This window comes from Streptomyces incarnatus, from assembly GCF_001027185.1.
Lineage (GTDB): Bacteria > Actinomycetota > Actinomycetes > Streptomycetales > Streptomycetaceae > Streptomyces > Streptomyces puniciscabiei.
Genome location: NZ_CP011497.1, coordinates 1,709,683 through 1,735,741, shown reverse-complemented (window position 1 = coordinate 1,735,741; position 26,059 = coordinate 1,709,683). Strand labels below are relative to the sequence as shown.

Annotated in this window: 24 protein-coding genes; 5 read left to right on the top strand and 19 right to left on the bottom strand. The window is 71.5% G+C overall.

Translation table 11 applies throughout. The features are described 5' to 3' along the window. Positions 1 to 133: 133 nt before the first annotated feature. Positions 134 to 964 (bottom strand): helix-turn-helix transcriptional regulator, encoded by an 831-nt coding sequence (locus tag ABB07_RS07695; protein ID WP_208898010.1) that lies wholly within the window; start codon positions 962 to 964, stop codon positions 134 to 136. A 176-nt stretch (positions 965 to 1,140) separates the two neighbouring features. On the opposite strand from ABB07_RS07695, the gene ABB07_RS07690 reads away from it, so the two are divergent. Both ABB07_RS07690 and ABB07_RS07685 read left to right on the top strand, forming a co-directional pair. Then, entirely contained in the window at positions 1,141 to 2,814 is a 1,674-nt protein-coding gene (locus ABB07_RS07690; protein WP_208898009.1) for an AMP-binding protein, read from the top strand. A 32-nt stretch (positions 2,815 to 2,846) separates the two neighbouring features. Beyond that, complete coding sequence (locus ABB07_RS07685) at positions 2,847 to 4,427, top strand: AMP-binding protein (RefSeq protein WP_208903331.1); 1,581 nt, start codon at positions 2,847 to 2,849, stop codon at positions 4,425 to 4,427. Between the two features lie 114 nt (positions 4,428 to 4,541). Here the strand turns inward: ABB07_RS07685 and ABB07_RS07680 are convergent, their stop codons facing one another. Next, positions 4,542 to 5,381 (bottom strand): hypothetical protein, encoded by an 840-nt coding sequence (locus ABB07_RS07680; protein WP_208898008.1) that lies wholly within the window; start codon positions 5,379 to 5,381, stop codon positions 4,542 to 4,544. 262 nt (positions 5,382 to 5,643) lie between these two features. Here ABB07_RS07680 and gcl point away from each other — a divergent pair, with 262 nt between their 5' ends. After that, a complete protein-coding gene (gcl, locus tag ABB07_RS07675) occupies positions 5,644 to 7,431 on the top strand; it encodes a glyoxylate carboligase (RefSeq protein ID WP_208898007.1) in 1,788 nt (595 codons plus the stop codon). Positions 7,432 to 7,688: 257 nt separating this feature from the next. Here the strand turns inward: gcl and ABB07_RS07670 are convergent, their stop codons facing one another. The 17 genes from ABB07_RS07670 to ABB07_RS07590 form a co-directional block, all read right to left on the bottom strand. Further along, positions 7,689 to 7,919 (bottom strand): hypothetical protein, encoded by a 231-nt coding sequence (locus ABB07_RS07670; RefSeq protein WP_208898006.1) that lies wholly within the window; start codon positions 7,917 to 7,919, stop codon positions 7,689 to 7,691. Positions 7,920 to 8,328: 409 nt separating this feature from the next. Next, a complete protein-coding gene (locus tag ABB07_RS07665) occupies positions 8,329 to 9,807 on the bottom strand; it encodes a catalase (RefSeq protein ID WP_208898005.1) in 1,479 nt (492 codons plus the stop codon). A gap of 173 nt (positions 9,808 to 9,980) precedes the next feature. Beyond that, positions 9,981 to 10,871 carry a 2-hydroxy-3-oxopropionate reductase gene (locus ABB07_RS07660; protein WP_208898004.1) on the bottom strand — a complete coding sequence of 297 codons (891 nt, stop codon included), beginning with the start codon at positions 10,869 to 10,871 and terminating at the stop codon, positions 9,981 to 9,983. Positions 10,872 to 10,914: 43 nt separating this feature from the next. Beyond that, on the bottom strand, positions 10,915 to 11,754 hold the full coding sequence (locus ABB07_RS07655) for a TIM barrel protein (RefSeq protein ID WP_208898003.1): 840 nt from the start codon (positions 11,752 to 11,754) through the stop codon (positions 10,915 to 10,917). Between the two features lie 149 nt (positions 11,755 to 11,903). Further along, positions 11,904 to 12,725, bottom strand: a complete 822-nt coding sequence (locus ABB07_RS07650) for a hypothetical protein (RefSeq protein ID WP_208898002.1) — start codon at positions 12,723 to 12,725, stop codon at positions 11,904 to 11,906. A gap of 34 nt (positions 12,726 to 12,759) precedes the next feature. After that, complete coding sequence (locus ABB07_RS07645; protein WP_244189258.1) at positions 12,760 to 13,248, bottom strand: hypothetical protein; 489 nt, start codon at positions 13,246 to 13,248, stop codon at positions 12,760 to 12,762. Beyond that, entirely contained in the window at positions 13,245 to 14,519 is a 1,275-nt protein-coding gene (locus ABB07_RS07640; protein WP_208898000.1) for an MCE family protein, read from the bottom strand. The genes ABB07_RS07645 and ABB07_RS07640 overlap by 4 nt, the downstream gene beginning before the upstream one ends. Next, positions 14,516 to 15,790 (bottom strand): MCE family protein, encoded by a 1,275-nt coding sequence (locus ABB07_RS07635; RefSeq protein ID WP_208897999.1) that lies wholly within the window; start codon positions 15,788 to 15,790, stop codon positions 14,516 to 14,518. The genes ABB07_RS07640 and ABB07_RS07635 overlap by 4 nt, the downstream gene beginning before the upstream one ends. Next, positions 15,787 to 16,896 carry an MCE family protein gene (locus tag ABB07_RS07630; protein ID WP_208897998.1) on the bottom strand — a complete coding sequence of 370 codons (1,110 nt, stop codon included), beginning with the start codon at positions 16,894 to 16,896 and terminating at the stop codon, positions 15,787 to 15,789. The genes ABB07_RS07635 and ABB07_RS07630 overlap by 4 nt, the downstream gene beginning before the upstream one ends. Next, a complete protein-coding gene (locus ABB07_RS07625) occupies positions 16,893 to 17,903 on the bottom strand; it encodes an MCE family protein (RefSeq protein ID WP_425264805.1) in 1,011 nt (336 codons plus the stop codon). Before ABB07_RS07625 ends, ABB07_RS07630 begins: the two co-directional genes overlap by 4 nt. A gap of 242 nt (positions 17,904 to 18,145) precedes the next feature. Continuing rightward, positions 18,146 to 19,186, bottom strand: a complete 1,041-nt coding sequence (locus ABB07_RS07620; protein WP_208897997.1) for an MCE family protein — start codon at positions 19,184 to 19,186, stop codon at positions 18,146 to 18,148. Continuing rightward, complete coding sequence (locus tag ABB07_RS07615) at positions 19,183 to 20,430, bottom strand: MCE family protein (protein ID WP_208897996.1); 1,248 nt, start codon at positions 20,428 to 20,430, stop codon at positions 19,183 to 19,185. The genes ABB07_RS07620 and ABB07_RS07615 overlap by 4 nt, the downstream gene beginning before the upstream one ends. A gap of 5 nt (positions 20,431 to 20,435) precedes the next feature. Further along, a complete protein-coding gene (locus tag ABB07_RS07610; RefSeq protein WP_055703659.1) occupies positions 20,436 to 21,251 on the bottom strand; it encodes an MlaE family ABC transporter permease in 816 nt (271 codons plus the stop codon). A 3-nt stretch (positions 21,252 to 21,254) separates the two neighbouring features. Next, the gene (locus tag ABB07_RS07605) at positions 21,255 to 22,025 is read right to left on the bottom strand and encodes an MlaE family ABC transporter permease (RefSeq protein ID WP_208897995.1); all 771 of its coding nucleotides are present in this window, start codon (positions 22,023 to 22,025) and stop codon (positions 21,255 to 21,257) included. After that, positions 22,022 to 22,951 carry an ABC transporter ATP-binding protein gene (locus tag ABB07_RS07600; protein WP_208897994.1) on the bottom strand — a complete coding sequence of 310 codons (930 nt, stop codon included), beginning with the start codon at positions 22,949 to 22,951 and terminating at the stop codon, positions 22,022 to 22,024. Before ABB07_RS07600 ends, ABB07_RS07605 begins: the two co-directional genes overlap by 4 nt. A 120-nt stretch (positions 22,952 to 23,071) precedes the next feature. Next, on the bottom strand, positions 23,072 to 24,079 hold the full coding sequence (locus ABB07_RS07595; protein ID WP_208897993.1) for a sigma-70 family RNA polymerase sigma factor: 1,008 nt from the start codon (positions 24,077 to 24,079) through the stop codon (positions 23,072 to 23,074). A gap of 101 nt (positions 24,080 to 24,180) precedes the next feature. Continuing rightward, entirely contained in the window at positions 24,181 to 25,167 is a 987-nt protein-coding gene (locus ABB07_RS07590) for a lytic transglycosylase domain-containing protein (protein WP_208903329.1), read from the bottom strand. 195 nt (positions 25,168 to 25,362) lie between these two features. Here ABB07_RS07590 and ABB07_RS07585 point away from each other — a divergent pair, with 195 nt between their 5' ends. Both ABB07_RS07585 and ABB07_RS07580 read left to right on the top strand, forming a co-directional pair. Further along, a complete protein-coding gene (locus ABB07_RS07585; RefSeq protein ID WP_208897992.1) occupies positions 25,363 to 25,614 on the top strand; it encodes a hypothetical protein in 252 nt (83 codons plus the stop codon). 47 nt (positions 25,615 to 25,661) lie between these two features. Next, positions 25,662 to 25,973, top strand: coding sequence for a helix-turn-helix domain-containing protein (locus ABB07_RS07580; RefSeq protein WP_397998403.1), 312 nt, complete (start codon positions 25,662 to 25,664; stop codon positions 25,971 to 25,973). Positions 25,974 to 26,059: the final 86 nt, after the last annotated feature.

Sequence of the window (26,059 nt, the reverse complement as noted above, 5' to 3'; positions counted from 1 at the left end):
GTCCGGGCCAAATTCTAGGCAACGATCCTTCAAATTCGGACGGAAGCCGTGGTGAGGGAAATAACAAATGGTCAAGCATAAGGAAATTCAAAGCGTCGCCGCCTGAATGGGCAGGTTTCCCAACTGACCGCCGTCACGGCAGCAGTCCCGCCCTGCGCGCCGCGGTCACCGCCTCCCCCCGGGTGTGCGCGCCCAGCTTCCGCATCGCCGAACGCAGATAGCCCTTCACCGTCTCCGCGCGCAGCCCCAGCCGCTCGGCCACGGCCGCGTTGGTCGCCCCCGCCGCCACCCAGGACAGCACGTCCAGCTCGCGCGGCGCCAGGGTCACGCCACCGGACCGTGGCGGCGCCGTCAGCAGGCCGCAGGCCGCGAGCAGTTCGGCCCGCAGCTCCGGATCGCCGATCCGCGGCGCCAGGGCCCGCAGCGCCGCATGCGCCTCGCGCACCTGTTCCCAGGCGGCACCCTGGTCGCCGCCGGCCGCCTCCGGGCGGGCCGCCGCCAGCAGCCCCCGCGCCTCGTCGCGCACCACCAGCGCCTGCTCCACGTCCCGGGCCACGGCCACGGCCGCGCCCAGCGTGCGGTCGCCGAGCGGCTGGGCCGAACGCAGCGCGCCGTACAGCACGCCGCGCACCCGGCGCCGTACCACCACCGGGACCGCGACGACCGAGCGGATGCCCTCCGCGGCCACCGGCACGTCGTACTCGTGGCTGATCTGCCGGGAGCTGGAGTAGTCCGTCACGGCGCACGGGCGGGCCAGCGCCACCGCCTTGCCGCCCAGCCCGTTGCCGGAGGTCACCGCGAGCGAGCGCAGGGCGGCCGTGGTCGTGCCGCTCAGCTCGCTGATCCGGATCTGCGGCCGGCCGGACTCGACCAGCCCGCCGAAGGCGACCGGAAGCCCCGTGGCACGCCGCAGCCGGGCCAGTGCGCCGCCGATCTCCACCGTGCCCGCCGCGTCTGCCGTCACGTGTCCGCCCCTTCTGCCGCCCCCACCCCCGTTCGGGGGTGGTGAGACCTGCATCACGGATTAGACGATGCCAGAGAGCCGCCCGGCAATGGTCCGGAACAGGCGGGAGCGAGCCGTAGGCCCTCCGGTGGCACGCGCGCCCGGAGGTGAACGACCCACAGCGCGAGGAGTGTGTGATGACGACGGCGACCGAGTCGTTCCGCAGGGCCAGGGACTTTCTGCTGGCGCACCGAGAGGACTATGCCGCCGCCTGCGACGGCTTCACCTGGCCGCGGCCCGCGCACTTCAACTGGGCGCTGGACTGGTTCGACGTGATCGCCGCCGGCAACGACAGGACCGCGCTGCACATCGTCGAGGAGGACGGCGGCGAGACCCGTCTGTCCTTCGCCGAGCTGTCCGAGCGGTCGAACCGGGTCGCGAACCAGCTGCGGGCGCGGGGTGTCGCCGCCGAGGACCGGATCCTGGTCATGCTCGGCAACCAGACCGAGCTGTGGGAGACCGCGCTGGCCGCGATGAAACTGCGCGCGGTGGTCATCCCGGCCACCCCGCTGCTCGGGCCGGCCGATCTGCGCGACCGGGTGGACCGGGGCCGGGTGCGGCACGTGATCGCACGGGCCGAGGACACCGCGAAGTTCGCCGACGTGCCCGGCGGTTACACGCGGATCTCGGTCGGCGGCCTGCCCGAGGAGGGCTGGGAGCCGTACGAGGACGCGTACGCCGCCCCCGCCGAGTTCCTGCCCGACGGCCCCACCCTGGCCGACGACCCGCTGATGCTCTACTTCACCTCCGGCACGACCGCCCGCCCCAAGCTGGTCGAGCACACCCACACCTCGTACCCCATCGGGCACCTGGCGACCATGTACTGGATCGGCCTGAAACCCGGGGACGTGCACCTGAACATCTCCTCGCCGGGCTGGGCCAAGCACGCCTGGTCCAATCTGTTCGCGCCGTGGAACGCCGAGGCGACCGTCTTCCTCTTCAACTACACCCGCTTCGACGCGGCCCGGCTGATGGCCGAGATGGACCGGGCCGGCGTCACCACCTTCTGCGCGCCGCCGACCGTGTGGCGCATGCTCATCCAGGCCGACCTGGGCCAGCTGCGCACGCCGCCGCGCGAGGTGGTGGCCGCGGGCGAGCCGCTCAACCCCGAGGTCATCGAACAGGTCCGGCGGGCCTGGGGCGTGACCATCCGGGACGGCTTCGGGCAGACCGAGACCGCCGTACAGGTCTCCAACAGCCCCGGCCAGCCGCTGAAGACCGGCTCCATGGGCCGCCCGAGCCCCGGCTACCGCGTCGAGCTCCTCGACCCGGTCTCCGGCGCGCCCGGCGCCGCCGAGGGCGAGATCGCCCTCGACCTGTCCGAGCGCCCGGTCGGCCTGATGACCGGCTACCACGGCGACCCGGACCGCACGGCCGAGGCCATGGCGGGCGGCTACTACCGCACCGGGGACATCGCCTCCCGCGACGCGGAGGGATACCTGACGTACGTGGGCCGGGCGGACGACGTATTCAAGGCAAGTGACTACAAGATCTCCCCATTCGAGCTGGAAAGCGCCCTTCTGGAGCACGAGGCGGTGGCCGAGGCGGCCGTGGTGCCCGCGCCGGACGAGCTGCGGCTCGCCGTGCCCAAGGCGTACGTCGTGCTCGCCGAGGGGTTCGAGCCCGGACCGGACACCGCGAAGGTCATCTTCGAGCACTCCCGTCAGGTGCTCGCCCCCTACAAGCGCGTCCGCCGGCTGGAGTTCGGCGCGCTGCCCAAGACCGTCTCCGGCAAGATCCGCCGGATCGAGCTGCGCGAGGCGACCGCCGCCGGCTCCGCGAACGAGTACCGCGAGGAGGACTTCCGGTGACCGCACCGCTGCCGCACACGCGGGGCACATCGCTGTCGTACACCCACGGAACCGGTTCCACCGCCCTGCTCGGCGACACCATCGGCGCCAACCTGGACCGGGCCGTGGCCGCCTGGCCGGACCGCGAGGCGCTGGTCGACGTGCCGTCGGGGCGGCGCTGGACGTACGCGGAATTCGGCGCGGCCGTCGAGGAGCTGGCCCAGGCGCTGGTCGCGAGCGGCGTCGTCAAGGGCGACCGGGTGGGCATCTGGGCGGTGAACTGCCCGGAGTGGGTCCTGGTCCAGTACGCCACCGCCCGCATCGGCGCGATCATGGTGAACATCAACCCGGCCTACCGCACCCACGAGGTCGAGTACGTGCTGGGCCAGGCCGGGATCTCGCTGCTGTTCGCCTCCTCGAGCCACAAGAGCAGCGACTACCGGGCGATGGTCGAGGAGGTGCGCGGCAGGTGCCCGGCGCTGCGGGAGGTCGTGTACATCGGCGACCCGAGCTGGGAGGCACTGCTCGCACGGGGCACCGGTGACGCGCCGTACGCGGAACTGTCCTGCGACGACCCCATCAACATCCAGTACACCTCGGGGACCACCGGTTTCCCGAAGGGCGCCACCCTGTCGCACCACAACATCCTCAACAACGGTTACTTCGTAGGGGAGTTGATCGCCTACTCCGAGCAGGACCGGATCTGCGTCCCGGTGCCCTTCTACCACTGCTTCGGCATGGTCATGGGCAACCTGGCCGCCACCTCGCACGGCGCCTGCATGGTCATCCCGGCCCCGTCCTTCGAGCCGAAGGCCACCCTGGAGGCGGTGCAGCGGGAGCGCTGCACCTCCCTGTACGGCGTCCCGACCATGTTCATCGCCGAGCTGAACCTCCCCGGCTTCGCCACGTACGACCTCTCCACCCTGCGCACCGGCATCATGGCGGGCTCGCCGTGCCCGGTGGAGGTGATGAAGCGGGTCGTCGCCGAGATGCACATGGCGGAGGTGTCCATCTGCTACGGCATGACCGAGACCTCCCCGGTGTCGCTGCAGACCCGCCGCGACGACGACCTGGAGCACCGCACCGGCACCGTCGGACGTGTGCTGCCGCACCTGGAGGTCAAGGTCGTCGACCCGGCCACCGGCGTCACCCAACCGCGCGGCACAGCGGGGGAGTTGTGCACCCGCGGCTACAGCGTGATGCTCGGCTACTGGAACGAGCCCGAGAAGACCGCCGACGCCGTCGACGCCGGTCGCTGGATGCACACCGGGGACCTGGCGGTGATGCGCGAGGACGGGTACGTCGAGATCGTCGGCCGCATCAAGGACATGATCATCCGGGGCGGCGAGAACATCTACCCGCGCGAGATCGAGGAGTTCCTCTACGCCCACCCGAAGATCAGGGACGTCCAGGTCGTCGGGGTGCCGCACGAGACGTACGGCGAGGAGGTCCTGGCCTGCGTCATCCCGCACGACGCGGCCGACCCGCTCACCCTGGAGGAACTCCGCGCCTTCTGCCGGGGCCGGCTCGCCCACTACAAGATCCCCAGCCGGCTGCGGATCCTCGACTCCTTCCCGATGACGGTGTCCGGAAAGGTGCGCAAGGTCGAACTGCGGGAGAAGTACCAGGTGTGAGACGGCGGGAACCGAGCATCCGATAGATGCCCGGGGACGGGTCCCGGAGGAGCGCGCTGTCGGCGGCGCACTCGGCCGGGACCCGTCGAGCAGCCGGCATCGACCCCGGGGGGCTCAGTTCCGCCGGTCCCGCGGGCGGGGCCCCGGTTCCGGCGCGCCCTCGGTGTTCAGCGCGTCGGCGTGGTCGTTCACCGGCTGCGGGACGCCCGCGAGGTCCAGGACGAAGAGGGGGACGCCGAGGGTGTTCGCGCGGGCCCGGGCGTCGTCCCGGTAACCCGCGAGGGAGAAGTACACGCACCCCGCGGACTCCGTCATCGCCGTCAGCCACAGGCACTCCACGTCCCGCGGCACCGCCGGGCGCACGGTCGGGTCCACCTGGGCGAGGAGCCCGTGCGCGGCGAGGCCGATGCCGTTCGGGGGCCGCTGGTCGGCGCGGCGGATGTCCCGGTAGCCGAGCCAGCGCAGATACAGCGCGGCGACGGTGACGGCGTCACGGGCGGTGCGGATGGCGCGCGGCTGGAAGGCGCGGCGGTGAGCGGGGCGTTGGGCGGGGGTTTCGGGCTCGCCCGGCGCCGAGAGGAGACCGCTGTCCGCCGTACCGCTGTCCGCCGTACGGCTGTCCGCCGAGGGGAAACCGGTGTCCGGCGACGGCGGACCGGGGTCCGGTGACGGCTTGCCGGTGTCCGCCGGAGGTGTCACCGCCACCGGGACGCGCAGGACCGTGCCGCAGGGGCAGCCCAGCTCCGGGTGCGGCCACTGGCACAGGCGCCCGCAGGCGGTGCACGGCACGGAGATCCATTCGTCGTCCCAGGCCCGGTGGGCGGCCACGGCCGGAGCGCGCGCCGGATCCAGCCGCGGGGCGGTGGGCGCGCCGCACGCGCACGGATACGACGGCGCGGTGTAGACGTGCTCGCGCCGGCAGGCCGGGCAGCGCACCGGCACGCTCTCGGGCATGGCCCACCCCCAGGCGTCACCTCGGAACCGTCGCGTCAGGACAGCGGCTCCCATCGTCCTCCTCCCGGCGCCGCTTGTCCGGCGCTTGCCCGGTCTCCGTCTCCCTTGACGACAGTTGGTGCGCGCTTCTACATTGATTCCAGATAGTAGAAGTTAACTTCCGCAATACGGAAAAGATTGCGGAGTTTGACCACCTGGAGACTGTGCTCACCGCGGGGCGCGACGGGAGTACGCATCCGAGAAGCCGAAGCAGGAGTACTCGATGGCTCGTATGACCGCTGCCCGCGCGGCAGTTGAGATCCTCAAGCGCGAGGGCGTCACCGACGCCTTCGGTGTGCCGGGCGCGGCGATCAACCCCTTCTACAAGGCGCTGAAAGAGGGAGGTGGCATCAACCACACCCTCGCCCGCCATGTCGAGGGCGCTTCGCACATGGCCGAGGGGTACACCCGCACCCGGCCGGGCAACATCGGCGTCTGCATCGGCACGTCCGGCCCGGCCGGCACCGACATGATCACCGGCCTGTACTCGGCCATCGGTGACTCCATCCCGATCCTGTGCATCACGGGCCAGGCGCCCACCAGCGTGATCCACAAGGAGGACTTCCAGGCCGTCGACATCGCCTCGATCGCCAAGCCGGTCACCAAGATGGCGGTCACCGTCCTGGAGGCCGCGCAGGTCCCCGGCGTCTTCCAGCAGGCCTTCCACCTGATGCGCTCCGGCCGTCCCGGCCCGGTCCTGATCGACCTGCCGATCGACGTCCAGCTCACCGAGATCGAGTTCGACCCGGAGACGTACGAGCCGCTGCCGGTCTACAAGCCGGCCGCGACCCGCGCCCAGATCGAGAAGGCGATCAGCTTTCTTCTGGAGTCGCAGCGCCCGGTCATCGTGGCCGGCGGCGGCATCATCGGCGCCGACGCCGCCGACCTGCTGGTGGAGTTCGCCGAGCTGACCCAGACCCCGGTCGTCCCGACCCTGATGGGCTGGGGCGCGCTGCCCGACGACCACGAGCTGAACGCCGGCATGGTGGGCGTGCAGACCTCGCACCGGTACGGCAACGCCAACTTCCTGGAGTCCGACTTCGTCCTCGGCATCGGCAACCGCTGGGCCAACCGCCACACCGGGTACAAGCTCGACGTCTACCGGGGCGACCGTAAGTTCGTCCACGTCGACATCGAGCCCACCCAGATCGGCAAGATCTTCCCGCCGGACTACGGTGTCGTCTCCGACGCCAAGGCCGCGCTGGAGCTGTTCCTCGAGGTGGCGAAGGAGCTGAAGGCGGAGGGCAGGCTGCCCGACCGCGCCGACTGGGTCGCCTCCACGCAGGAGCGCAAGGCGACCCTGCTGCGCCGTACGCACTTCGACAACGTGCCCATGAAGCCGCAGCGCGTGTACGAGGAGATGAACAAGGCCTTCGGTCCGGACACCCGGTACGTCACCACCATCGGCCTCTCCCAGATCGCCGGCGCGCAGATGCTGCACGTCTACAAGCCGCGGCACTGGATCAACTGCGGCCAGGCCGGCCCGCTCGGCTGGACCATCCCGGCCGCGATCGGCGTCGCCAAGGCCGACCCGGACTCCCCGGTGGTCGCGCTGTCCGGCGACTACGACTTCCAGTTCCTGATCGAGGAGCTGGCGGTCGCCGCCCAGCACCGGATCCCCTACGTCCACGTGCTGGTGAACAACGCCTACCTGGGCCTGATCCGCCAGGCGCAGCTCGGCCTGGACATCAACTTCCAGGTCAACCTGGAGTTCGAGAACATCAACACGCCCGAGATCGGCGTCTACGGCGTGGACCACGTCAAGGTCGCCGAGGGCCTGGGCTGCAAGGCGATCCGGGTCACCGAGCCGGACCAGCTGGGCGCGGCCTTCGAGCAGGCGAAGAAGCTGGCTGCGGAGTACCGGGTGCCGGTCGTCGTCGAGGCGATCCTGGAGCGGATCACCAACATCTCGATGAGCCGCACCATGGACATCAGCGACATCTCCGAGTTCGAGGAGCTGGCCACCGAGCCCGGTCACGCGCCGACGTCCATCAAGCCGCTGAAGGTCTGACACCGCCGGAACACAAGGCCCGACACCGCCAGGCACACCAAGGGCGGCCCGTCCACCAGGACGGGCCGCCCTTTCGCGTCCCCCGTGCCATCCCCCGTCGTGCTCCCCCGTGCGGGGCCCGCCGCCCCCGTGCCGGCGGGCCCCTGATGCACGTAATCTGCCCTACCGCGGGGGCGGTTGAAGCCTCCAGCGCCGTCTTCAGAGGTTCATTTGAGGATGGCGTAGCCCGCCTACGACCGCTGTCGTACGCCCGGCCGCTACAGCTCGTGCTCCGACAGCCCGGGCCAGTCGTCGGGTCCGCCGCCCTGCCACTCGATGAGATCGCTCTCCTCCACCTCGATCCGGTCCAGATCGGCCAGTCGCAGGATCTCCACGACATCGTCCAGATGCGAGGCGATCCCCAGCGTCACGTCTCCCTCGGTGACCCTCCGGGACCCGTCCAGGGCGGGCGAGTGGACCACGATGTGCGGGAACTGTGTATTGCCCATGTGCTCAGCGTGCGGCGGACCCGGCGGCCCCGCACGCCGGGCCCGCACAGCACGAAGCGCTCCCCCTGGCCGGGGGAGCGCTTCGTGTCCGTGTGGTGACCGTCCGACGGCGCGAGGCTGGGCGCGACAGGTCGTTCGCGCCGCCGGACGGAGCTTGTGGCCCCGTGCAGGGGGCTGGGTGGGACCGTGGTGGGTGCGACGGAGCCGGGGACCCCCTTCCCTCTGGTCGAGAAGGGGACCCGGTCCTTCACCACCGCACTGGCTCGCACGCCGCCACGGTCCTCGCCCTGCCCGCGCCCACCGCCGTACGGCCACCCCTCATCCGGGTCGTACGGCGTGCCGCGCGGGCCGCGTGCGGAGATCATGACCTCCCGTCAGATCCCGTACGCAGATTGGGTGTTACCTGTCCTCAGTCCTCGCGCAGGGCGCGGACCGCCTCCTCCACGCGCTTGCCGTACTCCGGGTCGGCGGCGTGGAAGTGGGCCAGGTTCTTCTCGATCACGTCGTCGCGGGAGACCTGCGAGAGGCCGCCGGCGATGTTCGCGACCAGGCGGGACTTCTCCTCCGCGGACATCAGCCGGTACAGCTCGCCCGCCTGGAAGAAGTCGTCGTCCTTGGTGTGGAGGGGGGCCGTGTGGGTGCCCGTGTGGCCCGAGACCGCCAGCGGGGCGGACAGCGGGCGGCCGGTCTCCACCGGGCCGTCGTAGGAGTTCGGCTCGTAGTTCTTGGCGCCGCGGCCCTGGCCGTTGACCGCCATGAAGCCGTCGCGGCCGTAGTTCCGGGCGCCGCCCGGGACCGCCTTGGGGGCGTTCACGGCGAGCAGGGTGTGGTTGACGCCCAGGCGGTAGCGGTGCGCGTCCGCGTAGGCGAACAGGCGGCCCTGGAGCATCTTGTCCGGGGAGGGGCCGATGCCCGGCACGAAGTTGTTCGGGGAGAACGCGGCCTGCTCGACCTCGGCGAAGACGTTGTCCGGGTTGCGGTCCAGCACCAGGCGGCCCACGCGCTGCAGCGGGTAGTCCTTGTGCGGCCACACCTTGGTCAGGTCGAACGGGTTGAAGCGGTAGTCCGCCGCCTCGGCCGCCGGCATGAGCTGCACGTACAGGGTCCACGACGGGTGCACACCCCGCTCGATGGCCTGCAGCAGATCCGTCTGGTGCGAGTTGGGGTCCTTGCCCGCCAGGTCCGCGGCCTGCTCGCTGCTCAGCGAGCGGATGCCCTGGTTCGTCTTGAAGTGGTACTTGACGAAGAAGGCCTCGCCCTCGGCGTTCGTCCACTGGTAGGTGTGCGAGCCGTAGCCGTTCATGTGCCGGTACGACGCCGGGATGCCGCGGTCGCCCATCAGCCAGGTCACCTGGTGCGTGGCCTCGGGGGCATGCGCCCAGAAGTCCCAGACGTTGTCCGGCTCCTGACGGCCCGTGAACGGGTCGCGCTTCTGCGAGTGGATGAAGTCGGGGAACTTGATCGGGTCCTTGATGAAGAACACCGGGGTGTTGTTGCCGACGAGGTCGTAGTTGCCCTCCTCGGTGTAGAACTTCACCGCGAAGCCGCGCGGGTCACGGACGGCGTCCGCGCCGCCGAGGGAGTCGGCGACGGTGGAGAAGCGCACGAACACCTCGGTGCGCTTGCCGATCTCGCTCAGGAAGTCGGCGTGGGTGAAGCCGGTGACGTCGTCCGTCACCTCGAAGTGGCCGTACGCGCCGGAGCCACGGGCGTGCACCACGCGCTCCGGGATGCGCTCGCGGTTGAAGCGCGCGAGCTTCTCCAGGAGGTGCTGGTCCTGGATCAGGAGCGGGCCGCCTACGCCGGCGGAGGCGGAATTCTGGTTGTCTGCGACCGGGGCGCCGGACTCCGTAGTGAGTGTTCTCGCCGTGAGCACGCGCTTCGACATCGTGGACCTTCCGTGCGGGTGGCAGCGGAAATCTTCTTCCGCTTTGTGGAGCCTAGAAGTAGGGCGATCTGGGCGTCAACAGTTTGTTGAAGTTGATTCCGGGCCGCGGCGCCGCCTGGGCGCGACAGGACAGGTGTCAGCGGCGCCGCGGCCCGGAAGTCTTCAGGGGCCGGTCAGACCTGGGCGCCGGAGAGGCGCTCCACGGCCCGCAGCAGGGCCGAGTGGTCCAGGCCCCCGTCGCCCTGGGCGCGCAGGGAGGCGACCAGCTGGGCGACCACGGCGCCGACCGGCAGGGCCGCGCCGACGTTGCGGGCGGCGTCGGTGACGATTCCCATGTCCTTGTGGTGCAGGTCGATGCGGAAGCCCGGCTTGAAGTCGCGGTTGAGGAAGTTGTCCTTCTTGCGCGTCAGCACGGTCGAGCCCGCCAGACCGCCGTTGAGGACGTCCAGGGCGGCCTGCAGGTCCACGCCCGACTTCTCCAGGAAGACCACGGCCTCGGCGCACGCCTGGATGTTCACGGCGACGATCAGCTGGTTGGCCGCCTTCACGGTCTGGCCCGAGCCGTGCGGGCCGCACAGCACGATGGTCTTGCCGAGGGTCTCGAAGATCGGCTTGGCCTGGTCGAAGTCGGCCTGCTCGCCGCCGACCATGATCGACAGTACGGCCTCGACGGCACCGGCCTCACCGCCGGACACCGGGGCGTCCAGCACCCGGATGCCCTTGTCCTTGGCGGCCTTCGCGAGGTCCACGGAGGTCTGCGGGGTGATCGAGGACATGTCGATCAGCAGGGCGCCCTGCCTGGCGTTCTCCAGGATGCCTTCGGGGCCGTAGGAGATGGCCTCGACCTGCGGGGAGGCGGGCACCATGGTGATGACCACGTCGGCGTCGCGCACGGCCTCGGCGATGGAGGGGGCGGCGGTGCCGCCGGCGGCGGCCAGGCGGTCCAGCTTGTCCTGCTCCAGGGTGTAGCCGGTGACCTGGTAACCCGCCTTGATCAGGTTCTCGGACATGGGGGAGCCCATGATGCCGAGGCCGATCCACGCGATCTTGGGAAGAGTGCTCATGTCAGGGGTGCCTCTCTCAACTGCTGTGCAAAGTCAGGGGGGTTCAGCGCGCGGCGCGTGCTTCGCGCGGGAGCCAGCCGAAGGCCTCGGCGCTCGGGCGGTCGCCGGCCTTGTACTCCAGGCCGACCCAGCCGTCGTAGCCGGCCTTCTTCAGCTGGTCGAGCAGCTCCTCCAGGGGGAGCGAGCCCGTCCCGGGGGCGCCGCGGCCGGGGTTGTCGGCGATCTGGACGTGGCCGGTCTTCGCCGCGTACTGCTCGATGACGGAGGGCAGGTCCTCGCCGTTCATGGACAGGTGGTACAGGTCCATCAGGAACTTGGCGTTCCCGAGACCGGTGGCCGCGTTGACCTTGTCCACGATCTCGATCGCCTTGGGCGCGCTCACGATCGGGCACTTCGGCGACTCGGGTGCGTTGAGCGCCTCGATCAGGACGGTGCCGCCGACCCGGCCGACGGCCTCGGCCGCGAGGACCAGGTTCTCCAGGGCGAGCGCGTCCTGCTCGGCCGGGTCCACGCCGTCGACGCGGTTGCCGTACAGGGCGTTGAACGTCGTGCAGCCCAGGGACTGGGCGAAGGCGATGGCCACGTCGATGTTGGCGCGGAACCTCTCCGACTCCGCACCGGGGACGGACAGGGCGCCGCGGTCCGGGCCCGGCAGCTGCCCGGCGTAGAAGTTCAGGCCCGTGAGCTGCACGCCCGCGCCCTCGATCGCCTTCTTCAGGGCGTCGAGCTCGGACTGCTCGGGGGTGGGGGAGTCGACCCAGGGCCACCACAGCTCGACCGCCGTGAAGCCCGCCGCGGCGGCGGCCGCGGGGCGCTCCAGGAGCGGGAGTTCCGTGAAGAGGATCGACAGGTTGACGTTGAAGCGCTGGTCTGCGAATCCCACGGGGACGGCGCTCCCTTCCCTATTATTCCGTAATGCGGAAGTTCGTTTCTGCTGTATGGAAAGACTGCCTGTGAGTGGGGAGGACTGTCAAGAGAGCCCACGAAAAAGTGCCCCCGCGCGAGCGCGCGGGGGCACGGGGGAAGGCCTGGTCAGAGGGCGTCGACGCCGCTCACCTTCCAGCCGCCGGAGGTGCGGGTGAGGGTCATCCGCACCCGGTTCAGGTCCAGCCGGGGCTCGGAAACCTGGGTGCTCTCGGTGACCTGGTTGACGAAGAGCAGGACGACGGCCCGGTCCGGCGAGGCGGACACGACGGAGACCGCCGGGGCGCCACCGTCGGAGGGCGTGGCCACGGTCGCCTTCACCACGCCGTGGTACTTCGTCGCGGTCGGCGCGACCACCGTCTTCGTCGTCCTGCCGTACTGGTCGCGGAAGTGCCCGGTCAGCAGGGCGCGGGCCCGGGCGAAGTCCCGGTCCAGGTGCCGGTAGTCGTACGACAGCACGACGGGCGCCGCCTGCCGCGCGGCCGCGAGGGCCGCGCCGCGGGCCTGCTCCGCCTGCCGTCCCTCCCGGTACTGCCACCCGAGCACGGCGGCCACGACCAGGCCCGCGACGAGGACGACGCCCAGTACGGCGGTGAGCACGCGCCGTCCGAGCCCGCGTGGGGGCGGGGTTTCCTGCGGCTCCTCGCCGGACGCCTCGGGCGACTCGGGTGACGCGGGCGATGCGGATGACGCGGACGACTCGATCGTCTCCGACGGCTCGGCCGGCTCGGGTTCCGGCGGGTCCTCCCAGCCGGCCGCCGGCGGGTCGATGAGCAGGGTGCGCCCGGGGAGCGTCTCCTGGTCCGGGCCGGTACCGCGTTCGGGCAGCGTCGGCCGCCCCGCCCGCTTGGCCGCCGCGCGGGCGGCCGCGGTCAGCGTGCGGCGGGCCGGGGAGCCGGTGCCCCGGACGCGGGAAGTGGGGTGTGCCACGGTGTCTCTCCTCAACTCCGGTCTCACGGGCGGGTCAGCCCACGAAGGCGACGTCGGAGGTCAGCCAGCGGCCGGCCACCCGCACGAGGTCGAGCTGGATCCGGTAGGTGCGCGCCTGGCCCTCGGGCGCGGCGGTGTTGGTCACCTTGCTGTCGGCCACGACCAGGACCCGGGCCGAGTGCTCGTCGGAGCGCACGATGCCCGCTTCCAGGACCTGCCCCTCGGACACCGACCTGTTCTGCGCGACGAGCTTGGTCAACTGCGCGGTCTGCGCGGCGAACTGCTTCTTGAAGTCGCCGGTGGCGCCGTTCAGCACGGTGCGGCTGTCCCGGCCGTAGTGCCGGTAGTCGAGCGAGGTGAAGTTCAGCGCCGACTGGCGGGCCGCCGCCAGGATGTCCTGCCGGCGCTGCTCCGCCCCGCGCTGGTCGGCCAGCCTCAGGCCCAGCCAGACACACAGCACGGTCGTCAGCACGGTCGCGGCGACGAGCCCCGCCGACAGCAGCCTCGCCCGCCCCCCTGTCATGCCATCGGTCCCACGAGCAGCCATTGCCACGACTCCTTTCCGAACACGGTCTGTTCGCCGCCCGTCGAGCCGATCTCGACGGGGGTTCCGCCCGGGCCGGTCACGGTGCCGGTCTCCGGGTCGTACGGGGCCACGAACGCGGCCTGGTTCGCCCCGGCCGGACCGGTCGTCGCGCCGGGTGCGTGCTGCGCGCCACGCACCGAGGTCGTGCCGCCGCGCGGTGCCGTGCAGTGCGCGGCGGTGTTCGCCGGGCGGGTGCTGGTGTCGGCCGGGTCGCGCCGCTGGGTGCCGTAGCCCTGGGTGCAGGCGGGCGGGTCGTCGGCGTTCACGGTCAGCCCGAAGTGGGTGGTGCCGTCGCCGGGGATCACCGTGTAGCTGCCCGCGACATTGAGCGGGAGCGTGACCAGGGCCTGTTCGACGCCGGGCAGCCGGGCCACGGTGATCTGGCCGCCGCTGATCAGGTTGGCCAGCAGCACCGGTACCTGCGGTCGCGTGGACTTCAGCAGGGAGTCGAGCTGCTGGGTGGCGGGCACCGTGTTGCCGATCAGCCGGCGCAGATCGCCGTCGCTCGATTTCAGCTGCTGGGTGAGATCGGCCAGGTCGCGGGAGAAGGACTTGATCGCCGAGCCCTGGTCGGCCTGGGTCCTGAGCACCTTCCGCGAGTCCTCGATCAGCGAGGTCGTCTCCGGGAGCGACTGGGACGCCGACTCCACCAGCGCGTTGCCGGAGTCCACCAGACGGCTCAGGTTCGGCCCGGTGCCCGCGAACGCCTTGCCCAGCTCGTCGACGGTGACTCGCAGATCGTCCTTGCCGACCGAGTTGACCAGCCGGTCGAGGCTGAGGACCAGGTCGGTGACGGGCAGCGGGGTCCGGGTCCGGCTGCGCGGGATCGGGCTGCCGTCCATCAGGTACGGCCCGCCCGACCGGCGCGGCTGGAGGTCGACGTACTGCTCGCCCACCGCCGAACGGTCGGCGATCACGGCGAGCGTGTCGGCCGGGATCCGCGGGGCGCCGTCCTCGATCTTCAGTGCCACCGACACCCCGGAGCCGTTCAGCCGCAGGTCACCCACGCGGCCCACCGGCACACCCCGGTAGGTGACCTCGGCGCCGGGGAAGACGCCCCCGGACTCGGCGAAGTCGGCGCGCACGGTGTAGCCGCGGTGCAGGACGTCGTCCACCAGGCCCGTGTACCGGGCGCCGACGTACGACACCCCGAGGGCGGTGACGGCCGCGAAGGCGAGCAGCTGGGCCCTGACCGTACGTGTGATCACGGCAGTATCCCCTTCAGCATCAGCTCGGCGAGGCCGAGGTCGACCCCGGGCGGGAGGCCACGCGCGCCGTCCGTGGTGCCGTAGGCCGCCGTACACACCGGTGGGCACAGCAGGGTGCTGCCGTCGGACGGCTTCGAGGGCACGGGCGGCACGGACGGGGTGGCGGGCAGGGACGGAGTGCCCGGCAGGGACGGGAGCGGGGTGGGTGTGGGGACGCCGGGCAGGCTCGGCGGCCTGGGCACCGGGGACTTCCCGCCCTTCCCCGGCTTCCCGGTGACGTTGCCGTAGAGGCCGGCCAGGTCCAGGTCGGCGGTGATCCTCAGATTGACGTAGTCGCCCTTGATGGCGTCGACGGCGTTGCGCGGGAAGGGGTAAGTGGTCAGGATCTCCAGGGAGTTGGGGAGGTCGTCGCCCGCCTTGTTCAGCTCCGCCAGGATGGGCTGCAGCTTCTTCAGGTTGGCGACCGTGTCGTCCTTGGAGGCGTTCACCACGCGGGTGCCGGTGGTGCCGAGCCTGGACAGGGCGGTGAGCATCGTCGTCAGGTCCTTGCGCTGGTCGGCGAGGGCCTTCAGGGCGGGCGGCATGGTGTCGACGGCCTGGGCGATGGTCTTCTTCTCCTTCGTCAGCCGCTTGGCCAGCCGGTCGACGCCCCCCAGCGCGCGCACGATCTCCGCCCGCTGGTCGTCGAGGCCGCCGAGGAACGTGTCGAGCTGCTTCAGCAGCGACCTGACCCGGTCCTCGCGGCCGTTCAGGGCCTTGTTCAGCTCGACGGTGATCGTCTTCAGCTGGGCCACCCCGCCGCCGTTGAGCAGCGCGGACAGGGCCGACAGCACCTCCTCGGCCTCCGGGTTGCGGCCGCTGCGGGAGAGCGGGATGCGGTCGCCGTCGCGGAGCCGCCCGACGGGCCGGGTGCCGGGCGGCGCGGACAGGGCCACGTACTTCTCGCCGAGCATGCTGGTCTGCCGCAGATCGGCGACCGCGTTGCCGGGCAGCTTCACCGAGTCGGCGATCCTGAGCCGCACGCGCGCGTGCCAGCCGTCCAGCTGCACCTTCTCGACCGTGCCCACGGTGACGTTGTTCACCTTCACCGCCGACTGCGGCACCAGGTCCAGTACGTCCCGGAACTCCACGGTGACGTGGTAGGCGTGGCCGTCCGAGGCGGCGCCGCCGGGCAGCGGGACGTCGTACCAGCCGTTGAACTCGCAGCCGGTCAGCAGCAGCGAGCCGACCGCCGTCCAGGCGGCCGCCCGCCCCATGCGCCGTACGCTCATGCCCGTGCCCCCAGGATTCCGCCGAGGGTCTTGTCGACCGTGCCCGTCGTCGCGGGCGCCGCCGGCACCTTCGGCAGCGAGTCGAAGAGTTTCCTCAGGTCCGTGCAGCCGCCGTGGTCGTCCCCGGTCGTCCTGAGGATCGAGCAGAGCAGGGACGCCGGGTCCTGCGGGGTCTGGGCGTTGTTGCGGGTGTCGAGGGTGCCGGCGGCCGGGTTGTAGGCGTTCTGCAGGTTCGACAGACCCGTGGGGGCGACGGTCAACAGCTCCTCCAGTGCGGCCCGTTGGGTGACGAGGACCTTGGTGACCTTGGCCAGGCCCGCGACGTCCGAGGTCAGCGCCTTCTTGTTGCCCTTCACGAAGCCGGACACGTCTGCGAGCGCGGCGGCCAGGTACTTCAGCGCGGCCGCGAGATCCGTGCGCTCCCCGGCGAGCTGCCCGGCCACATCGGCGAGGTCGGTGTCGAACGACCGCACGCTGGTGTCGTCCGCCGCCAGCGCGGCCGTGAACACCTGGAGGTGCCGCACGGTTCCGAACAGGTCGCCGCGCCCGTCGGACAGCGTGGTGACCGCCTGGGAGAGGTCCTGGACCGTCTGGTTGAGGTTCTTGCCCTGCCCCTGGAGGTTGTCCGCGCTCACCCCGAGCAGCCGGGACAGCGAGCCCTGCCTGTTGGCGCCGTTCGGGCCGAGCGCCTCGGCGGTGGTGTGCAGGCTGTCGAAGATCCGGTCCAGCTCGACGGGGACGGCCGTACGGGACTCGGGGATCACGTCGCCGTTCCGCAGGACCGGTCCCTTCCGGTACACCGGCAGCAGCTGCACGTAACGGTCGCTGACCACCGAGGAGTTGACGATGGCGGCCTGCGCGTCGGCGGGGACCTTGCGGCCCCGGTCGTACGCCAGCTCCACCCGGACCCGGCCGCCCTCCGGTGTGACCTTCTCGACCTCGCCGATGCGGACACCGAGGACGCGGACGTCGGAGCCGGGGTAGATGCCGACCGTACGCGGGAAGTACGCCGTGACCCGGACGGGGTCGGCGTGCGGCCACAGCACCACGGCGAGCGCCACGACGACGGCGAGCGCGGTGAACAGGGCCAGGAGTCTGCGGGTCATCGGGTGCCTCCCGTCCGCGGCGTGACCGGAGCCGCGACCAGGTTCTGGACGTAGGAGTCGAACCACCGGCCGTTGCCGAGGGTGTTGGTGAACAGCCGGACGTACGGCGCGAGGAGCTGCACACTGCGGTCGAGGCTCGCCTGGTTGCGCTCCAGCATGGTCAGGAAGGTGTTGAGGTTCTTCAGGGCCGGCCCGATCTCCTTGCTGTTGTCGTCGACCAGGCCGGACAGCTCGATGCCCAGCAGCGCCGAGGCCTTGAGCAGTTTGTGGATCGCCGCGCGGCGGTCGGCGATCTCCTTGAACAGCGCGTCGCCGTCCTTCACCAGCGCGGAGAAGTCCTTCGTGTGGTCGGCCAGCACCTTGGTGACCCCGTTCGCATGGTCGAGGAGCTCGCGCAGCGCCTTGTCCCGGGAGGCGACGGTCCGGGAGATCCGCGACAGCCCCTTGATCGACGCCCGTACCTCGGCCGGCGAGTCCTGGAAGGTGACGGAGATCGTGTCCAGCGCCTTGGCGAGCCGGTCCGTGTCGACCTTCTCGCTGGTGGTGGTCAGGTCGCTGAACGCCTGGACGACGTCGTACGCCGACACCGTCCGCCCGAGCGGGATCTCACTGCCCGGCTTCAACTGGCCCGGCCCCTTCGGGTACAGCGCCAGGTACTTGGCGCCGAGGATCGTCTTGACCCGGATCGCCGCGCCCGTGTCGGTGCCGAACCCCGGGTGGCCCTTCACCTTGAAGGTGACCTTGACGTGGTCGCCGTCCAGGTCGACGCCGTCGACCTTGCCGACCTTGACCCCGGCGATCCGCACCTCGTCGCCCGGCTTGAGCCCGCCCGCCTCCGAGAAGGCCGCGCTGTAGGTGTCGCCGCCACCGATCAGCGGCAGGCTGTCGGCGTTGAACGCGGCGACCGTGAGCAGCGCGAGGACGGTGAGCCCGACGGCGCCGACGACGACCGGGTTGCGCTCGCGGAACGGCTTCAGGCGCGGGCGCCTCAGCCGGATCGCGGGCAGCTTCGGCGGCAGGACGCGCACCCTGACCAGGGGCTGGGGGCGGGGCCTGCGCTTCGACAGCCGGGGGAGCCGGGGGAGATGCGGGAGCCTCAGGAGCCTCGGTGGCAGGACGCGCACCTGCACGAGGGGCTCGGGGCGGCCCGGCCGCTTCGGCACCGGCCGGCGGAGTCCCGGCAGCCTCGGCGGCAGGACCCGCACCTTCACCAGGGGCTCGGGGCGGCGCTTTCGTACGGCACGCAGACTCATCCGCCACACCTCGCCCGCGCCACGTGCAGCTCCGGGGTGAGCACCTGCTTCGTCTCCGGCAGCACGATCCGGCCGTCGAAGTCGCAGAGGTAGAAGTTGAACCACGAGCCGTAGGACGCCGTCCCGGTCAGCTCGTTGAGCTTGTTCGGCAGCCGTTGCAGGACGCCCTCCACGGTCTTCTGGTTGTCGTTCAGCGTTCCGGTGAGCTCGCCGAGCCCGGCGATGTCGTCCTTCAGCGGCGGACGCGCGTCCTTCAGCAGACCCGAGGTGACGCCCGCGAGGTCGCCGATGCTCACCAGCGACCTCCCGATGGGCCCCCGGTCGGCGGAGAGCCCCGAGACGACCCGGCGCAGCTGGGTGAGCAGGTCGGAGAAGCGGGAGCCGCGCTTGTCGAGGGTGGCCAGGACGGTGTTGAGGTTGTCGATCACCGAGCCGATCAGCTGGTCGCGGTCGGCGAGCGTCGTGGTGAGCGAGGCGGTGTGCGTGAGCAGGCTGTTCACCGTGCCGCCCTCGCCCTGGAAGGTCTGGATGATCTCGGTGGCGAGCTGGTTGACGTCGCTCGGGCTGAGCGCGGCGAACAGCGGCTTGAAGCCGTTCAGCAGGGCGTTGAGGTCCAGCGCCGGCTCGGTGCGGGACAGCGGGATGGTGCCGCCCGGCCGCAGCCGCCCCGTGCCGTCGCCGGTGCCCTCGGTGAGCGCGACGTACCGCTGCCCGACCAGGTTGCGGTAGCGGACGACCGCGTGGGTGGACGTCAGCAGCGGCCGGTCGGCGGTGACGGAGAACGTGACCTCGGCCAGGGTCCGGTCCTTGATCCGGATGTCCTCGACCTGACCGACCCGCACTCCGGCCACCCGGATGTCGTCCCCGGTCTCCAGTCCGGTCACGTCGGAGAACACCGCGTGGTAGGTGTCCTTCGGGGTGAAGGAGAGGTTGACGATGGTGGCGGCGAGCAGCGCCGTCGCCGCGATCGTGACCAGCGCGAACAGGCTGAACTTGATCAGCGGTGCGGCCGTCTGCCGGGCTCCTGACCTGCTCATGCGACGCTCACCGCCGTTCCGCGCGCGAGCGGCCCGAACAGCAGGGTCGCGACGGGCGGCACCTGATCCGCGGGCACGCCCATGACGGGAGCCACGAGCGAGCCGACGGCCCGCTGCTCGGCCCGGGTGGCGGACACGTCGACACCTCCGGGGAGTGCGCCGCCGGAACCTCCGGCGGACGTACCGTCGTCGAGATGGGGCTTCGGCCCCGGTACCGATGGGTGCGGCAGACCACGGCAGTTAGGGCCCGACCGCTCGCCGTAGACCGGCTCCTCACCGGGCCGGTACGCCCCCTGCGGCCGGACGACCTCCAGGGTGATCCGCATCTCGCCGCCCCGGAACGCGTCCTCGGACGCCTTCTCCTGCCGGACCAGGCCCTGGAACAGGCACGGGTACTCGGGGGAGTAGCGGGCGAACAGCTCCAGGGTGGGGCGGGAGACCCGGCCGAGGGTGATCAGCCGGTCGCCGTTGCGGGACAGGAAGTCGTCCGCGGTGCCCGCCACCGCCGCGGTCGAGCGGAGCCCCGCGGCCAGCTGGTCCTGCTTCTCGACGATCGTGCGGCTGGTGGTGACCGTGTTGCGCAGGATCCGCATCAGGTCGGGCGCGGCGTCGCCGTACACCTGGGCGACGTCGGCGAACCGGGAGATGTCCTCCTTCAGCGACGGCAGGTGGGGGTTGAGCCGGCGCAGATAGCCCTCGACCCGGGCGAGGTTGCCGCCGATCCGGTCGCCGCGGCCCTCCAGGGCGGTGGCGAACGCCGAGAGCGTGGCGTTGAGTTCGCCCGGCCGGACGGTCCGCAGCAGCGGCAGCAGGTCGTTCATCAGCTGCTGCACCTCGATGCCGACCTTCGTACGGTCCTGGGTGATCACGTCTCCGGCGCGGATCGGCCGGGCCGAGGAGCGGGCGGGCGGGACCAGGTCGACGTACTTCTCGCCGAACAGCGTCTTGGGCAGCAGCCGGGCGTGCACGTCCGCGGGGATGTACGGGACGTAACCCGGCTTCAGCGCGATGTCGAGGGTCGCCTTCGTGCCGTCGGCGTGCACCTCGCGCACCTCGCCGACCAGCACCCCGCGCAGCTTGACGTCGGCGCGCGGATCGAGCTGGTTGCCGAGGGCGTCGGCCCGCAGGGTGATCGGTACGACGGAGGTGAACGCCTGCTGGTAGACGGCCACCGCGAGGGACAGCAGCAGCGCGAGCACGGCGAGGAACGCGATGCCGTACAGCCTGAGTCTCAGCGTTCGCACCGGCCTCACCCCGCGATCCGTACGGTCGTGTTGGCGCCCCAGATCGCGAGGCTCAGGAAGAAGTCCAGGACGTTGATGGCGACGATGGACGTCCGCACCGCCCGGCCCACCGCGACGCCGACGCCCGCCGGACCGCCGCTCGCGTGGTAGCCGTAGTAGCAGTGCACCAGGATGATCAGCACCGCGAAGACGATCACCTTGCCGAACGACCACAGGACGTCCACCGGCGGCAGGTACTGGTGGAAGTAGTGGTCGTAGGTGCCCGTCGACTGCCCGTAGTAGCCGGTGGTGATGGTGCGGGCGGCGAGGTAGGAGGACAGCAGGCCGATCACGTACAGCGGGATCACCGCGACGAAACCGGCGATCATCCGGGTCGTCACCAGGAACGGCAGCGACGGGACGCCCATCACCTCCAGCGCGTCCGTCTCCTCGCTGATCCGCATCGCGCCGAGCTGTGCGGTGAACCCGGCGCCGACCGTCGCGGACAGCGCGAGTCCGGCCACCAGCGGGGCGATCTCCCTGGTGTTGAAGTACGCCGACAGGAACGCCACGAAGTTGGAGGTGCCGAGCTGGTTCAGGGCCGCGTACCCCTGCAGGCCGACCTCGGTGCCGGTGAAGAAGGACAGGAAGGCGATCACGCCGACCGTGCCGCCGACGACGGCGAGGGCACCGCGCCCGAAGCTCACCTCGGCGAGCAGCCGCAGGATCTCCTTCTTGTAGCGGCGCAGGGTGCGGCCCGTCCACGCGAGTGAACGGCCGTAGAAGGACAGTTGGGTGCCCAGCTCTTCGAGGGAGCGCAAGGGGCGGTCGAGGAGTCTCATCGGCTACCCCTTCTGCGGGACGACCTGGAAGTACACGGCGGTCATCACGAAGTTGGTCACGAACAGCAACATGAAGGTGATCACCACGGACTGGTTGACGGCATCGCCCACGCCCTTCGGACCGCCCTTCGCGGTCAGCCCCTTGTACGAGGCGACGATCGCCGCGATGGCCCCGAACACCAGCGCCTTGGTCTCGGCCGCCCACAGGTCGGACAGCTGGGCGAGGGTGGTGAAGGACGCCAGGTAGGCGCCGGGCGTGCCGTGCTGGAGGATGACGTTGAAGAAATAGCCGCCCGCGACGCCGACCACCGAGACGAGTCCGTTGAGCAGGACGGCCACGACCATCGACGCCAGGACGCGGGGTACGACGAGCCGGTGGATCGGGTCGATGCCGAGCACCTGCATCGCGTCGATCTCGTCCCGGATCTTGCGCGCCCCGAGGTCCGCGCAGATCGCCGTGCCGCCCGCGCCCGCGATCAGCAGCGCGGTGACGATCGGGGAGGCCTCGCGCAGCACGGCGAGCACGGACGCGGCACCGGAGAAGGACTGCGCGCCGAGCTGCCGGGTCAGGCTGCCGATCTGCAGCGCGATGACCGCGCCGAAGGGGATCGAGACGAGCGCCGTCGGCAGGATCGTCACACTCGCCACGAACCATGCCTGCTGGATGAACTCCCGTGCCTGGAAGGGCCGTCGGGGCAGGGTCCGCACGACGTCCAGCGCCATCGCGAACAGGTTGCCCGAGTGCCTGAGCGCACCGGTCGGGGAGAGGCTCACGCGCCCGCCACCCCCGTCCCGTGCAACTCGGCCTCGCGTCTCGCGATCGCCTCCCAGCGGGGCGGGCGGGTGATGCCGGGGCCGGGCAGCAGGCGGGGCGTGAGGCCCTGGACCGAGCCGCCGTCGTCGAGCTGGGCCAGCTCCTGCTCGACCTGGGCGGCGTCCTTCTCCTCCGCCATGCCGATCGGCCCCTGCATCCGCCCGTTCAGGAACTGCCGTACGACCGGCTCGTCGCTGGTCAGCAGTTCCTCGCGGGGCCCGAACAGCACCAGCTCGCGCCGGAACAGCAGCCCGATGTTGTCCGGGACCTGGCGGGCCGAGGCGATGTCGTGGGTGACGATCAGGAAGGTCGCGTCGATCTGTGCGTTGAGGTCGACGATGAGCTGGTTGAGGTAGGCCACGCGGACCGGGTCCAGGCCCGAGTCCGGCTCGTCGAACAGGATGATCTCCGGGTCGAGGACCAGGGCGCGGGCGAGCCCGGCCCGCTTGCGCATACCGCCGGAGATCTCGCCGGGCAGCTTCCGCTCGGCGCCGATCAGCCCGACCATGTCCATCTTCTCGAGGACGATGCGCCGGATCTCGGTCTCGGACTTGCGGGTGTGCTCGCGCAGCGGGAAGGCGATGTTGTCGTACAGGTCCATCGAGCCGAACAGCGCGCCGTCCTGGAACAGCACCCCGAACAACTTGCGCACCTCGTACAGGTCGTGCTCGCGGAGCCTGGTGATGTCCCGGCCCTGGATCGTGATCGAGCCGCGCTCCGGCTTCAGCAGCCCGACGAGCGTCTTGAGGAACACCGACTTGCCCGTCCCCGAGGGGCCGAGCAGCACCGAGACCTCCCCGGCGGGCAGCGTCAGCGAGACGTCCTGCCAGATGACCTGGTGGCCGAAGGACTTGGTCAGCCCTTCCACACAGATCTCGACACCCATCCGGTCCCACCCTTCGCCCGTGGAGCAGCTCCGACATCTGCTCTACGGGGAGGGGCGGGGCGTCCGTCGCGGCGACCGCGAAATTTTTTCCGGACGCGTGTGCGGCACGTTTCCTGCGTGCTACGGCAGCTTGGGGGCGGGCACGCTCGCGGCCGGCACGGGGAGGGAGGCGGACGGGAGCGGGGGAGCGGAGGGCGGCGAGGGCAGCGCGGGCACCGAGGGCAAGGACGGCACCTTCGGCACCGACGGCACCGCGGTCTTCACCGGCAGCTCCGGGAGCGGAGGCGTCGAGACCTTCGGCAGGGGCGGCACGGAGAGCGGTGCGGCGGAATCGCCGGCGGACGGCGGGACCGTCGTCCGTACCGGGGCCGCCGGCACCCGGCCCGGGCGCGGCACACGTACCGGCTCCGTGCCGCCGCTGCGGAGCACCTGCGCCACCCCGCGGGACGTTGCCGGGTGCGGCGCCGGAGCGGTCGCGCCACCGCCCCCGCCGAGCACCTGCGGCAGCACGAACCCCGCCACCGCCAGGGTCGCCGCCGTCGAGGTGACCGCCACGGCCTGCACCTTCCCGCCCCCGCGCGGACGCCCGCGCCCGACGAGGAACAGCACCAGCCCGAGCGTGCCGGCCAGCGAGGCGCGCAGCGTGCGCCGGGCCCGGGCGAGCAGCGACTCGACGGTCCGGTAGCTGAGCCCCATCCGCACCGCGACCTGGCCGACGTCCAGGTCCTCGGACTTCAGCCGGAGCGCCTCCGCCTGCCGGGCGGGCAGCTCCCCGCTGCGGACGGCGAGCCATCTCGCCTCGGCCCGGTCGCACACCGCCTCCTCGACCGGCACCGGGCCCGGCGCGACGAGCGTGGGGCGGCGGCCCACCTCGGCCTCGCGGTTGACCTGCCGGTACCGGTCGACGCACAGCCGCATCGTCACCGTCGTCAGCCAGGCGCCGAGCCGCTCGTCGTCGAGGTCCGGGCGCTCCGCGGCCCGCAGCATGGCCTCGTGTACGGCGTCCTCGGCGTCCTCCTGGCTCATCGAGCGCCGCCGGGCCACCTTGAGCAGCTGCTCGCGGTGGCTCCACATGCGCCGCCAACGCGCGTCGGCGGCTTCCGTGTCCGCAGGCATGTCCGTCGCCATGAGGGCCCCTTCGCACTCACCCGCCGGTCCCGTGCTTCCGGCGGGTGGCGACATTACCGCCGGGTATCCGCGGTTGTGGAGGGGGAGACTCCCATCGTGTTCTACCTGTTGCCCGTGGTCAGCGGCCCGGCGCCGGACAGCACCCCGCCGCCGGGCAGGGTGAGGGTCGGTTGGGGGACGGGAATCACCGGCGTCGCGGACTCCACCGGGGCGGCGGCCGTGGGGGACGGCGTGGGCGTGGGGGAGGGGGCCGGCGCCGACGGGGTGCGCGACGGCCCGGGGCCCGGCTCACGGCCGGCCGGCGGCTTCGGCGACGAGGGCTCCGGTGTCTTCGCTGCCTTCGCGTGGGAGGGCTCCGGGCGGTGCGCCCCGGTCCCCGCGACGGCGTCCGGCACCACGCGGTGTCCGGTCAGGTAGTACGCGTACCAGGCCTTCACCGTGCGCAGATAGGCGTCCGAGTGGTTGTAGCCGAGGATCGCCCGGTCCAGGTCGGCGGGGTTCGACAGGTCCCGGCCGCCGGCGCACAGGTAGTGGCCGGCGGCGAGAGCGGCGTCGTAGACGTTGTCCGGGTCGGCGCGCCCGTCGCCGTTGCCGTCCGCGCCCCAATGGGCCCAGGTCGACGGGATGAACTGCATCGGGCCCACCGCGCGGTCGTACACGGGGTCCCCGTCGTAGGCGCCGCCGTCGGTGTCCGGTACGACGGCGAAGGCACCGCCCGTCAGCCGGGGGCCGAGGATGGGCGTCACGGTCGTACCGTCCGGGGTCACCCGGCCGCCCCAGGCCTGCCCGGACTCCACCTGGCCGATCGCGGCCAGCAGCTGCCAGCGCAGCCCGCAGCCCGGCGAGGTGCGCGCGAGCTCCTCCTCGGCACGCCGGTACGCGGCGAACACGGTCGCGGGCAGGGCGCCGCCGTCCGTCACCGCCGGCGCCGAGCCCTTCTTCCGCGTCCGCAGCGGCGGCAGCTCGGTGCGGTACGGGGTGTCCCCGGTCACGCTGGGGCCGTGCCCGGCGGGGGCCGCCTGCCGCGCGGGCTCCGCCGCCCCGGCCGAGACCGCTCCCGGCGCCTGTGACGCGGTCAGCGCGGCCATCGCCGCCGCCGCGACCGCCGTACCCCTGGCACCCCTTAGCGCCCCTGTGCGTGCACGCAGTGTCACTGTGCCCTTCCCCTCCCTGAACGGATCCGTCGTCCGCTCTACGCGGGCGGGCGCCGGGTCCGTCGCGCGGAGTGTGCGAGGACCCGCCAGGGCTGCCGGAACATCGCCGCCGCGCGTTAGGTTGGGCGCGTGCGATTGAGAGTGGAGTTCACCACCGAACCCTTCGACCTCGACGAGGCGCCGGCGCATGCGCTGGCGGCGCGCGAGGTCATCGAGACGGCCGCGCTGGACGCCGTCGACGTCGGTCCGTTCGGCAACACCGCCGAAGGGGGCGCCGACCGCGTGCTCACCGCCGTGGACGCCCTGCTGCGCAGGAGCCTTCAAGCCGGTGCGACCCGGATCTCCCTCCAGGTCAACGTGATCACGGAGGGTGACAGGTGACCGGGGACGAGCCCTTCATCACGGCCGTGAAACCGCTGGTCGACGCCATGGGCGGGGACATGCTCCCGCCGGACGAGGCCGGCCCCGAGGACGTCGTCCTCGCCTGGGAGGGCGTCGACGTCGTCGCCGTACGCCTGCCCCAGCTGGCCGACTCCCTCGACCACATCCTCGCCGCCATGGAGCGCCGGCAGGGCCGGCCGCTGGCCGACCTGGACCGCAAGGCCAAGCAGGAGATCGTGCGGATACTGGAGGCGCGCGGCGCCTTCGCCGTGCGGCACGGCGTCGAGACCGTGGCGAGCGCGCTCGGGGTGAGCCGCTTCACGGTCTACAACTACCTCAACCGGGAGAAGGGGGTCTGAGCCGGGGCTGCGGAATCAGCGTTGTCACGCGGAATTTTCAACAAAGTGTTGACGCCGTGTTTCGGAGGGCGTTAGCTGTTCGCAGC